Here is an 11,998-nt window from a genome sequence, read left to right on the forward strand (position 1 = left end):
CGATTTTGTAAGGCAAATCCAATTCCGGAAAATTGTTAATTAATTTCATTAATACGTTATATATATAATTTTTCATATCTATATTGTATTCTGATCTAAATTCGGGCGGCTCTAGATCGAATATGCATTCTATAATTATTATGTTATTATTTTCGCCATACTTAACGTCTTTGATGTTGGTTGAGCCTTTTTTGAGCGCGGCTCTGAGTTCATCTATTGCTTTGGGCACACTAGGCTCCTTGCCGCGAAGGGATTCAGCACTTGGGCTCAAATTATCATAAGACGATAACGATAACATTAGAGGTCAGGGCATTTCACTGCTGATCTGCGAATGTCGCAATGTGCAATGTGGTGTTGCGCGCCCGGTTATTTCTCGTTCCCTCCGCTTGGCAGCCCTTTGGTCCGGCGTTAGCGTTCCATTGTGGGTGTTGTCGTTTCCATGCTGCAGCCCATGCAATAAAGCAACCGACCGCACGCGAGACTTGACTCGGCTGGATTAGGCTGGGGCGTGTCGCAAGCGACAAGCGGCGGACACTAGGGAGAGGGACATGCTCAGCAGACGAGGGTTTGTATCCTGCGCGATCTGCGCAGCGGTGGGGATGGTGGCGTCTGGCGCCGATGCGGTGGCGCAGACGCCGGGCGTGGTGCGCACCGTCCTGCAGAAGACGGAATTTCCCGGTGACAAATATGTCTGCATCCTGATGACGGCGGAGTTCGACGCTGGCCTGAAGGTGGCGCGCCACACCCATCCCGGCGTGGAATCGACCGTTCTGGTCGCCGGCGGCGGCACGCTCTCGGTGAAGGGGCAGCCCGACCGCGTCATGGCCGCCGGCGACGGCTTCCAGATCCCGCCCGAGGTGCCCCATGCCTTCCAGGTGGGCAGCGAGAAGGTGCGCCTCGCCATCACCTATATCGTCGAGAAGGACAAGCCGCTGTCCTCGCCGGCGCCGGAATAGCCAAAACAAAAGCCCCCGGCATGGGCATGCCGGGGGCTCGTCTGGTTGGCGATATTCGCCCTCAGATGTCCAGCGTGTGCTCGCGTTCCCACTGGGTGAGGTGGCGGGAATAGGCGTTCCATTCCTCGGTCTTCAGCTTCAGATAGCCGTCCACCAGTGCGGTGCCGAGGGAGTCCTTCAGCACCTTGGACTTTTCGAGCGCGCGCAGGGCGTCCAGCAAGTTCAGCGGCAGGCGCTTGGCGCCGCGCACTTTGTGGCCTTCCGTGTACATGTTGATGTCGAGCCGCTTGCCCGGATCGCGCTCGTTCTCGATGCCGTCGAGGCCCGAGGCCAGCACGCCCGCCTGCAACAGGTAGGGGTTCGCCGCGCCATCCGCGAGGCGGAATTCGAAGCGGCCCGCGTCCGGAATGCGGATCATATGGGTGCGGTTGTTGCCCGTGTAGGTCACCGTGTTCGGCGCCCAGGTGGCGCCGGAAATGGTGCGCGGGGCATTGATGCGCTTGTAGGAATTCACCGTCGGATTGGTGAGGGCGCAGAGCGCATCCGCATTGTGGATGAGGCCGCCGATGAAGTGATAGCCGAGCTGCGAGACGCCCAGTTCCCCCTTCGGATCGGAGAAGGCGTTGCCGCCCTTCTTCCACAGCGACACATGCACGTGGCAGCCCGAGCCGGTGAGGTTGATGAAGGGCTTCGGCATGAAGGTGGCACGCAGGCCGTGCTTCTCGGCGATGCTTTTCACCATATATTTGAAGAAGACGTGCCGGTCCGCCGTGATGAGGGCGTTGTCATAATTCCAGTTCATCTCGAACTGGCCGTTGGCGTCCTCATGGTCGTTCTGATAGGCGCCCCAGCCGAGCTGGAGCATGCTGTCGCAGATCTCCTTGATGACGCCATACTGGCGCATCAGGGCCGACTGGTCGTAGCAGGGCTTGGCGGCGGTGTCGGAGCCGTCATGGATGGCCGAGCCATCGGCGGAGATGAGGAAATATTCGCACTCGACGCCGCTCTTCATCTCATAGCCGAGGGCCTCGGCGCGGGCGAGCTGGGCTTTCAGGACCGAACGCGGCGCCTGCTCCACGATCTTGCCGTCCATGACGAGATCGGAGGCGAGCCAGCCCACTTCCGGGTTCCACGGCAGCTGGATGAGGGAGGACGGGTCCGGCACGGCGAAGAGATCCGGATCGGCCGGGCTCATGTCGAGCCAGGTGGCGAAGCCGGCGAAACCCGCGCCCGCCTTCTGCATCTCCTCGATGGCGCTGGCGGGCACGAGCTTGGCGCGCAGGCCACCGAACAGGTCCACGTAGGAGATGAGGAAATACTTGATGCCGCGCTCCTGCGCGATCGTCGCAAGGCTGGCGCTGGCGGCCGAGGCGCGGCCTTCCGCGTCCTTCACCTGCTTCGGCAAACGGGCCATGTGTGTTCCCCTGAATTTGGTTCGTCTGGGAGGCTTTATTTGAAAAGCCCGCGCCGCCCTTCAGGACGACGCGGGGTGGGGTGAGCGATCAGAAGCCGCCCTTGCCCGGAATCCAGTCGGTGCCTGCAAGCGGCACGCCAGCCATGGCGGCCGCTTCCATGGTGAGGGCCACGAGGTCCTCCGGCTCCAGATTGTGCAGATGGCTCTTGCCGCAGGCACGGGCGATGGTCTGCGCCTCCAGCGTCATCACCGCTAGATAGTTGGCAAGGCGCCGCCCGGCCTTCACCGGGTCGAGCCGGGCGGCGAGCGCCGGATCCTGCGTGGTGATGCCCGCCGGGTCCTTGCCCTCGTGCCAGTCGTCATAGGCCCCGGCGGTGGAGCCGAGCGCCTGATATTCGGCCTCGTGGATCGGATCATTGTCGCCCAGCGCCACCAGAGCCGCCGTGCCGATGGCGACCGCATCGGCGCCCAGCGCGAGCGCCTTCGCCACGTCCGCACCATTGCGGATGCCGCCGGAGACGATGAGCTGCACCTTGCGGTGCATGCCGAGGTCCTTCAGCGCCTGCACCGCCGGGCGGATCGCGGCGAGGATCGGGATGCCCACATGCTCGATGAACACGTCCTGCGTTGCGGCGGTGCCGCCCTGCATGCCGTCCAGCACCACCACATCGGCGCCCGACTTCACGGCAAGCGAGATGTCGTAATAGGGGCGGGAGGCGCCGACCTTCACATAGATGGGCTTTTCCCAGTCGGTCAGCTCGCGCAGCTCCTCGATCTTGATCTCCAGATCATCGGGGCCGGTCCAGTCGGGATGGCGGCAGGCCGAGCGCTGGTCGATGCCGGCGGGCAGGGTGCGCATGCCGGCGACGCGCTCGGTGATCTTCTGGCCGAGCAGCATGCCGCCGCCGCCGGGCTTGGCGCCCTGGCCGATCACGATCTCGATGGCGTCCGCCTTGCGCAGATCGTTGGGGTTCATGCCGTAACGCGAGGGCAGATACTGATAGACCAGCGTCTGCGAGCTCTGGCGCTCCTCCGGCGTCATGCCGCCGTCGCCCGTGGTGGTGGAGGTGCCCATGGCCGAGGCGCCGCGCCCCAGCGCTTCCTTGGCATTGGCCGACAGCGCGCCGAAGCTCATGCCGGCGATGGTCACGGGCGTCCTGAGGCGGACCGGCTTCTTGGCGAAGCGCGTGCCGAGCACCACGTCGGTGCCGCACTTCTCGCGATAACCTTCCAGCGGATAGCGCGACACGGAGGCGCCGAGGAACAGCAGGTCGTCGAAATGCGGCAGCTTGCGCTTGGTGCCGCCGCCGCGGATGTCATAGATGCCGGTCGCTGCCGCGCGCCGGATCTCGGACAGCGTGTGCGGATCGAAGGTGGAGGAGAAGCGGGGCAGGGTGCGGGGCACGTTGTTGTGCGCGGTCATGGTTGTCTCCCGCTCAATAGGCATCGACATTGTCGATGTGGAAGTTGTAGAGCCGCCGGGCCGAGCCGTAGCGCTTGAATTCCGAGACATCGATGGTCCCGGCAAGGCCGGCTGCGCTGAGCTTTTCCGCCAGCAGCGCCTTGTGCTCCTCGCGCATCTCCTTCTCGATGCAGTCGGCGCCGAGGCTCTTCACCGTGCCGCGCACGAAGAGTTTTGCTTCATAGAGGCTGTCGCCCAGCGCATCGCCCGCATCGCCGAACACGATGAGGTGGCCGGCCTGCCCCATGAAGGCGCTCATGTGGCCGATGGAGCCCTTCACGATGATGTCCACGCCCTTCATGGAGATGCCGCAGCGGGCCGAGGCATTGCCCTCGATCAGCAGCGTGCCGCCATGGGCGGTGGCGCCCGCCGCCTGGCTGGCGTCGCCCTTCACATGGACGAAGCCGCTCATCATGTTCTCGGCGACGCCGACGCCCGCATTGCCGTTGATGGTCACGCGGGCCTGCTGGTTCATGCCGGCGCAGTAATACCCAACGTGGCCGTCGATCTCGACCTCCAGCGGGGCGTTGATGCCAACCGCCAGCGCATGGCGGCCGTTGGGGTTCGCCACATGCCAACGGCGGGCGTTGGTCTCGACGCCCGCCTTGTGGAGGGCGGCGTTCAACTCGCGCAGCGGCTGGGCGGCGAGATCGAAGGTGAGGTCGGTTGCTGGCGCGGTCATGCGGCGCGGTCCCAGAAATAGACGGTGGCAGGTTCGGGTTCGAAGACCTTGGCCTTCGCGATGCCGGGCAGGTCCACGAGCGCCCGGTATTCGGAGCCGAAGGCCACATACTGGTCGGTCTCGGCCATCACGGCGGGCTTGCAGGCGATGGGATCGCGCAGCACGCCGAAGCCGCTCTCGGTGCCCACCACGAAGGTGTAGAAGCCATCGAGATCGTCGAGGCCCGCCTTCAGTGCCTCGCCGAGTGTTGCGCCTTCGCGCATGCGCCAGGTGAGATAGCCGGCGGCCACCTCGCTGTCGTTCTCGGTGGCGAAGGTGAGGCCTTCGCGGGTGAGCACGCGGCGCAGGTCGTTGTGGTTCGACAGCGAGCCATTGTGCACGAGGCACTGGTCGCGGCCGGTGGAGAAGGGATGGGCGCCGGCGGTGGTCACGGCGCTTTCGGTGGCCATGCGGGTGTGGCCGATGCCGTGGGTGCCGCGCATCTTGGAGAGATCGAAGCGCAGCGCCACGTCGCTCGGCAGGCCCACTTCCTTGAAGATTTCCATGCGGGCGCCGGAGCCCACCAGGGCGACCTCCGGATGGTCGCTGGCCAAGGCCGCGCGCACCGCTGCCTCGGCAGCGGCCGGCACCTCGATGACGGCGTGGGTGGCGCGGACGGAGAGGCCCGGCGCGCCGCCGGCGCTCACCGAGAGGCTGCGGGCCAGCGCCTCGAAATCATAGCCCGCCGCTGCCCGCAGAGAGAGCTTCACATGGTCCGCCGTGCCGGCGCCATAGACCGCGAAGCCGGCACTGTCCGGCCCCCGATCGGTCATCACGCAGAGCATGGAAGAGAGCATTTGGCCGAGCTCGGGTTCGAGCTTCGGGTCTTTCAGAAAGATGCCGACAATGCCGCACATGGCGTTGCTCCATCGCCCTTCGGGGCCATGGAGATTTGGTACGTCGCGCCGCCGGAATCGTCAATGGGGGGAATATTATTTTCCTACGAAGAAAATCACTCCGCCTGCCGGCTGTAGACGATGATGGAGAGATAGGTCATCGGGCGGGTGATCAATTCCTCCGGCCCATGGGCGGCGGCGGAATCGAACATGAGGGAATCGCCGGGCCGCAGGTGGTAGGTGCGGTCGCCGTGGCGATAGACCACCTCGCCGGACAGCATGTGGATGAACTCCACCCCGCCATGGCGGAAGCTGGTGTAGGGCACGGCTTCCTGCGTGAGCGTGATGAGATAGGGCTCCACCACGATGTCGCCGCCGAGCCCGTGGCCCAGCAGTTCGTACTGGTGGCCGACCTTCGTGCCGCGGCGCTCGATGACGACGCCCTGGCCTGCCTTCACATAGGAGCAGTCGTGCCGCTCCTCGAAGGTGGAGAACAGCGCCGTGATGGGCACATTGAGCGCCCGCGCGACGGACTGGAGCGTGGAGAGGGAGGGGGAGATCTGCCCGTTCTCGATCTTCGAGAGCATGCCCACGGAGATTCCCGCCGCATTGGCGAGATCGGAGACGGTGAGGTCGAGCTGGCGCCGGATGGAGCGGACTTGGATTCCGAGGGCCTGCTCGAGGCTGGTCGCGCCGGCGGCGGGCGCACCGGAACCCGTGATGTAGGAGGCTGTCTCGGTTTCGTCCTTGGCGGCTTTGCTTCTGCGGTCCGGCACTCTCATGTCCTTCTTGGGCCTCCCTCCCTTTCGGGCCGGAATGACCAAACTATCAGATGCAGAACATACCGCTGCGCGCGTCGGTGCCAATCATCAACCTGAAAATTGCCTTGGGTCCCGGCGGAGCGTTCCGTCTCCCGCCCCGTCCGGTGTGTGTCCGGTACGGGGCGGGAGACCGGGCCGCGGCCCCGCCCCGGGTCGCGGCCGCACCCTGAAGCGCGCTCCGGTCGGAGCGCGCCCGTTTCAAGGAAGGCCGGTCAGAAGGCGACCTTCAGATTGGCCTTGAGGGTGGAGTCCTGCGCATCCGCCGCCAGCACGCCGTCATAGGCGACCGAGGCGCTGACGTTGTTCGTGAAGCCGTAGGCCAGTCCCAGGTTCAGGGCGAGCGCATCGCGGGCGATGGGCGTGCCGGTGACGAGGAAGGGGTTGGAGCCCGCGAACCACATGGTCGCTCCGGTGGCGGTGTCGCCGAAGGCGTGCTGCCAGCCGAGCTTGGCGCTGGGCGTCAGCGTGCCGTTGCCGAGGGCGATGTCGGTGCTGACGCGGGCACCCACCGTGGTGAGCGTCGTCGTCATGCCGAGCGTCGAGCCATAGAGCGCCGCCGCGCCGCCGGTCTCATGGAAGGCATCGAAGTCCTGCTTCACGTAGGCGACCGAGGCGAAGGGCGAGACCTGTGCCTGGTTGACCCTGAAGTCGTAGGACAGTTCACCGAACACCTGCGTGGTGTTGCCGTCCGCGCTGCTGCCGAGCTGGTTCCACAGGCCGGAGAAGGCCACCGTGCGGCTGGTGTCGATGTTGTTCCAGCTGTAGGCGACGCCATACTTGGCGAGCAGGGCGCCGAAGCGGGTGGCGCCATAGGCGGCGAGATCCGTATGGCTGTTGTCCACGGTGGAATTCAGGCTGCCCACATTGCCGGCCGACGAGCCGGTGCCGAGCGCAAGGCCGAGCCTCGTGTTGCCGAACACCTCCACGTCCGCGCCGCCGATGAAGCCGCTCTGCGTCCAGTCGAGCTTGTAGGCGCCGCTGCCGGAGGCATTGCCCCAGCCGCCATAGCCCGTGGCCCAGATGGCGATATCGAGGCTCTTGGAAAGCCGGGCGCTGTCGGTGCCGGCCTTGGCGGCGGCGGAGCCGTCGAGGCGGTCATAGATGGCCGAGCGCACCTGCCGGGCATCCTCGAACACCTGCGCGGCCGCGGAGGCATGGGCCTCACCCGAGAGCTGGGCAAGGGCATAGGGCAAAGCGGCCGGGGTGAGGGTGTAGAGATTGCCGAACAGGAGGCCGGTGGTGCCGGCCATGGCAACGCCGGCCGTCGGACGGAAGCTGTCGAGCGCCGCGCCCGTAGCATTGGTGTTGGCGGTGCTGGCAAGGCCGTTCGCCGCCAGCGTGCCATAGGAGAGCGGCGTCACCACGAGGCTGAGGCTGGTGGGCGTGTAGAGCGCATCGAAGCGCGTGGAGGTGGGCAGGCCGCTCGCCGGCTGGGCGAGGCCCGAGAAGGAGCCGGCAAGACCTGCGCTCGTCTGGATCACCGTGTAGCTGCTGCCGAGGCTCGGCGTGTAGCTGTTCGTGGCGCTGCCGGTGATGCCCCGCAGCGTCGGCGTGATCGTGCCGCCGGTGACCGTCACCGTGCCGCTGGAGCCTGTTGTGACGAGGCGCGAGTAATTGCCCGCGCCGGTCCCCGTTCCCGTGCCGTCGATGTCGGTCTGGAAGGTGGAGCCGGAGGCGAAGGTGACCGGGCCGGCCACCGTGAGGGTGCCGGGCGAGTTGCCGGGGGCGAGGCGGCCGGCCACCACGAGCGGGCCGTTCAGCGTGCCGGTGCCGCGCAAGGTGCCCGAGCTGCCGATGGCGAGCTGGGACGCAAAGGCGCCGTTGACCGAAAGCTGGCCGCCGATCACCGCCGTGAGGCCGGTGTAGGAATTGTTGCCGGTGAGCGAGAGGGTGCCGGCGCCGTCCTTCACCAGATTGCCGGTGCCGGAGATGGCGCCGCTGAAGATGAAGCTGTCCGAGCGGTTGAAGGCCAGCGTGCCATTGTCCACCACATTGCCGACGATCGAGCCGGTGGTGCCGCCATTGCCGATCTGGAGCGTTCCGGAACTGATCGTCGTGCCGCCGGTGTAGGTGTTGGTGCCGGTGAGGATGGTGGTGCCGGTGCCGGCCTGGACGAGACGTCCGGTGCCGGAGACTGCGCCGCCAAAGGTCAGCGTGTCGGAACGCTTGAAGGCGAGCGTGTCGCTGTTGGCGACGTTGCCCACGATGGCGCCGGTGGTGCCACCATTGCCGATCTGGAGCGTACCGGAGCTGATCGTCGTGCCGCCGGTATAGGTGTTGGCGCCGGTGAGGGTGAGCGTGCCGGCGCCCGCCTTCACGAGATTGCCGGCGCCGGACACCACGCCGCCATAAGTGAGTGCGTCCGAGCGGTTGAAGGCAAGTGTGCCGTTGTCCAGAACGTTGCCGGTGATGGAGCCCGTCGTGCCGCCATTGCCGATCTGCAGCGTGCCGCCTGCGATGGTGGTGCCGCCGGAATAGGTGTTCGTGCCGATGAGCGTCAGCGTGCCGGCGCCCGCCTTGATGAGCCCGCCGGTGCCGGAGATGTCGTTGCTGAAGGTGGAGCTGTAGCCCTTCGTGTCGAGCGTCGTCGTGGTGACGAACTGGCCATAGCCGAGCACGGCCTTGGCGGCGTTCACAAGGCCCCAGCCATAGACGTCGTCCACGCCGGGCGCGCCGAGGTCGGTCGCGGTGGTGAGCAGCGCCTGCTGCAGGTCATAAGCGGTGAACCAGGGGAAGGCTTCCTTCACCAGCGCCGCGACGCCGGAGACGACCGGCGTCGCCATGGAGGTACCGGACTTGTCTCCATAGCCGCCATCGGTGCCGGTTCCTTCGCCCAGCGTCACCGTCGAATAGATGGCGACGCCCGGCGCCACGAGGCACCAGTCCTTGGCGACGCCGCAGCGGTTGCTGAAATTGGCGATGGTGTTGTTCGCATCCACCGCTCCGACCGCGAGCCAGTTGTTCTTCAGCTCCGGCACCAGATAGGGCATGCCGCCGAGCACATCCGGACTGGACTGGGCTTCATTGCCGGTGGCGAACACCATGAGCGTGCCGGCGGCTGCCGTCGCCCGCATGGAAGCGAGCATCGTCGGATACAGGGAATCGACTTCGGCACGCGTATATTCGGTGACGTTGCACTTGTCAGTCGGGCGCCGGACGCAGTCGTTCAGGCCGAGGCTGTTGCTGGCGATGGCCACGTTCTGCGCGGCGACGTAATTCCAGGCAGCCGAAAAGAAAGTATCGGGGTTATTCGTGGTGTCATTGTAGACGACCGGAAGGATATTGGCGTTATAGGCCACACCCTGCATCTCCGTGCCGTTCCGTGCGGCGGCGATGATACCGGCCACGTGGGTGCCGTGACTGCCCGAATTGGTGGGCGTCTTCGCGTCCGTATCATGATCCTCATTGATCTGGACCGGAATGTTGAAGGCGAAGTCGTAGCCCGGCACGATGCGGCCTGTGAACTCCGGGTGACGGGTATCGAGGCCGCTGTCGACGACTGCGACGGTGACGCCCGCCCCTGTGAACCCGAGGGCATAGGCTGCGGCCGCGTTCACCTGCGCCAGGGCGCCTGAGCGATAATATTCGGGGGTCAGGAACGAATTGGCGCTCTGCGCGAGCGCCGGCTGGGCCAGCAGGCTCAAGGCGGTCGCGGCAAGAAGATATTGCAGGCGCTTGGCCAGAACGGAACGATTGGGCATTTCTGCATCCACTGCGGGGTGAGGATGGTATTGAAAGCTATTCAACTGTCCGCCTGCGCAAAGTGCGGCTGCATATCAAGACTTGGGTCGGCTCGGCCCAAGTCGTGATCTCGACAGTCTGAAGCTGCTACTCAATGTCTAGCTACCTCGGCCATGGCGGTGCGTCGCGTCAAGGGGGCGTTGCCGGTCACTGTTGTCGCTGTTTTTCGGAAAAGCCGCACGGAAACAGGATTTTCCGGTATTATCCATGTGTACTCGACCCGAAAAGTGCCGCCTGCAGCGGGGCTCGGAGGCGCGCTTCGGAGCGGTTGCGGATGGGAGCGCGGTTGGGGTGAGCGGCATGACTGGCCTCCGCCGGCGCCGCGGGAGAATGACGGCGCTCTGCCCCAGAGCCTCATGACGATACCGAGACGGGGGGATCCCCGCTTAAGGTCGGAGGAACTGCCATGCGGGACGTGCAGGGCGCACGGGATCGCCGCCGCAGGGCCCATCGTCGCTGCGAGAAAATCGGAAGCCTTTGCGGACGGTTTCAGGTGGGGCGCGGGGCGGCACTTGCGTGGGAGTTGCGGTCGAATATGTTGCGATTGCTGGGGTTTTGGGGCGCTTGTTCGGCGAAATATCCACAGGCTGCACGTTGCCAGCGCCCTCCTATGGACAGGCCCGGCCGTACCTTCTATACACGCGGCTCTGAGGCGGTCACGCACCGCCCGGCGCCCAGGTAGCTCAGTTGGTAGAGCATGCGACTGAAAATCGCAGTGTCGGTGGTTCGATTCCGCCCCTGGGCACCATATCTCTTCTGAAAATCACATATCCCTAAGCGCGAGCGTTTACGTTATCGCAGCTGATCGGTTCAGCCCGGCCGTCGTGCGCGTCCGCCGGCGCGGGGCCGGCGGGAGATCATGCGCTTACATGCGGGCGACGGCTTCCGCGTCGCCCGGCGTGTGGAGGGTCGTCTCCGAAAGGGGCGCCACGGCCCGGCGCAGCATGGGCAGGATTTCGGACGCCTCGTTCGCCACCAGCAAGTTCACCGGCGCCGCGTCGCGGATGAAGGCGCTGTCGCGCATGTGGTCCAGCAGTCTGAGGAAGGGGTCCCAGAAGCCGGCCGTGTTCAGCACCAGGATGGGCTTGGCATGCTGGCCGAGCTGGGCCCAGGTCAACTGCTCCACCAGCTCTTCCAGCGTGCCGACGCCGCCGGGCAGGGCGACGAAGGCATCGGCCCGTTCGAACATCAGGCGTTTGCGCTCATGCATGTCCTGCGTGACGATCAGTTCCGCCTTGTGGGCGAAGGCCCGTTCGCGGGAGATCAGGAATTCCGGGATGATCCCGGTAACATGGCCTCCGTTCAGCGCCACAGCGGACGCGACCTCACCCATGAGACCGATGCCGCCGCCGCCATAGATGAGACGGATGCCGTTGTGGGCGAGATCGAGCCCGAAGGCGCGGGCCTCGGCGACGAAGCGCGGGTCGGCGCCCTTGGACGCGCCGCAATAAACACACACGCTGTCGATGGTGGCCATGGTGCCGTCTGGGTCTTTGGGGGCTTGCACGTTCATTTTTCCGGCCATCTTAGCGGACCGGCTCCTTTCCGAAAGAGTGGCGGCGGCGAGGGCCAAATGACATCGCCGCCTTGTGAATGTCATCTTTATCGTCTATCGACGATCAACGATGATGATGCCCCCTGCCGATGACGCGACCATGAGTGCCGCGGACGACACCCTCGCGACGATGCTCCGCGCTCTTGGCCATCCCGCGCGGGTCGCTGTGCTGCGAACGCTCGCGCGGCAGGAGGGTTGCATGTGCGGCGAGATCGTCCGGGGCCTGCCTCTGGCGCAATCGACTGTCTCGCAACACATAAAGATCCTCGTCGAAGCGGGCCTCGTGCGTGCCGCGCCGAACGGCACGCGCATCTGCTACTGCCTCGACAAGGCTAAGATTGCCGCCTTGCGCGACGATGTCCTTGCGCTGTTCGCGGCTCTCGAACGACCCAGCCCCGCTGAGACCGGAGAGGGAGCGCCGCCTGCGGCCGCTCCCGAGACCGCCCCTGCGGGCGATATGACTGTCAAAGTGGGTACCCATGACTGATCTTT

Annotated in this window: 9 protein-coding genes and 1 tRNA gene; 3 read left to right on the plus strand and 7 right to left on the minus strand. The window is 65.4% G+C overall.

Features of this window, described 5'->3' with window-relative positions; all coding sequences use genetic code 11:
• Window positions 1-548 precede the first annotated feature (548 nt).
• Window positions 549-956 (plus strand): cupin domain-containing protein, encoded by a 408-nt coding sequence (locus AZC_RS07710; protein WP_012170026.1) that lies wholly within the window; start codon window positions 549-551, stop codon window positions 954-956.
• A 61-nt stretch (window positions 957-1,017) separates the two neighbouring features.
• On the opposite strand, the gene glnT is transcribed toward AZC_RS07710, so the two are convergent.
• The 6 genes from glnT to AZC_RS07740 all read right to left on the minus strand — a co-directional run bounded on the left by glnT (window position 1,018) and on the right by AZC_RS07740 (window position 9,911).
• Entirely contained in the window at window positions 1,018-2,370 is a 1,353-nt protein-coding gene (glnT, locus tag AZC_RS07715; protein WP_012170027.1) for a type III glutamate--ammonia ligase, read from the minus strand.
• A gap of 88 nt (window positions 2,371-2,458) precedes the next feature.
• Window positions 2,459-3,793, minus strand: coding sequence for an FMN-binding glutamate synthase family protein (locus tag AZC_RS07720; RefSeq protein ID WP_012170028.1), 1,335 nt, complete (start codon window positions 3,791-3,793; stop codon window positions 2,459-2,461).
• Between the two features lie 13 nt (window positions 3,794-3,806).
• Window positions 3,807-4,514, minus strand: a complete 708-nt coding sequence (locus tag AZC_RS07725) for a protein glxC (RefSeq protein WP_012170029.1) — start codon at window positions 4,512-4,514, stop codon at window positions 3,807-3,809.
• On the minus strand, window positions 4,511-5,410 hold the full coding sequence (locus AZC_RS07730; protein WP_012170030.1) for a class II glutamine amidotransferase: 900 nt from the start codon (window positions 5,408-5,410) through the stop codon (window positions 4,511-4,513). Before AZC_RS07730 ends, AZC_RS07725 begins: the two co-directional genes overlap by 4 nt.
• Before the next feature lie 95 nt (window positions 5,411-5,505).
• Window positions 5,506-6,171: a helix-turn-helix domain-containing protein gene (locus tag AZC_RS07735; RefSeq protein ID WP_081433936.1), complete on the minus strand. Its 666-nt coding sequence runs from the start codon at window positions 6,169-6,171 to the stop codon at window positions 5,506-5,508.
• A 251-nt stretch (window positions 6,172-6,422) separates the two neighbouring features.
• The gene (locus AZC_RS07740; RefSeq protein WP_043879055.1) at window positions 6,423-9,911 is read right to left on the minus strand and encodes a S8 family serine peptidase; all 3,489 of its coding nucleotides are present in this window, start codon (window positions 9,909-9,911) and stop codon (window positions 6,423-6,425) included.
• A gap of 712 nt (window positions 9,912-10,623) precedes the next feature.
• On the opposite strand from AZC_RS07740, the gene AZC_RS07745 reads away from it, so the two are divergent.
• Window positions 10,624-10,699, plus strand: a tRNA-Phe gene (locus AZC_RS07745).
• A gap of 117 nt (window positions 10,700-10,816) precedes the next feature.
• Here AZC_RS07745 and AZC_RS07750 read toward each other — a convergent pair.
• Complete coding sequence (locus AZC_RS07750) at window positions 10,817-11,464, minus strand: TIGR00730 family Rossman fold protein (RefSeq protein WP_420794822.1); 648 nt, start codon at window positions 11,462-11,464, stop codon at window positions 10,817-10,819.
• Window positions 11,465-11,540: 76 nt separating this feature from the next.
• On the opposite strand from AZC_RS07750, the gene AZC_RS07755 reads away from it, so the two are divergent.
• Entirely contained in the window at window positions 11,541-11,993 is a 453-nt protein-coding gene (locus AZC_RS07755; RefSeq protein ID WP_244421809.1) for an ArsR/SmtB family transcription factor, read from the plus strand.
• Window positions 11,994-11,998: the final 5 nt, after the last annotated feature.

Origin of the sequence: Azorhizobium caulinodans ORS 571 (assembly GCF_000010525.1) — a bacterium.
GTDB lineage: Bacteria > Pseudomonadota > Alphaproteobacteria > Rhizobiales > Xanthobacteraceae > Azorhizobium > Azorhizobium caulinodans.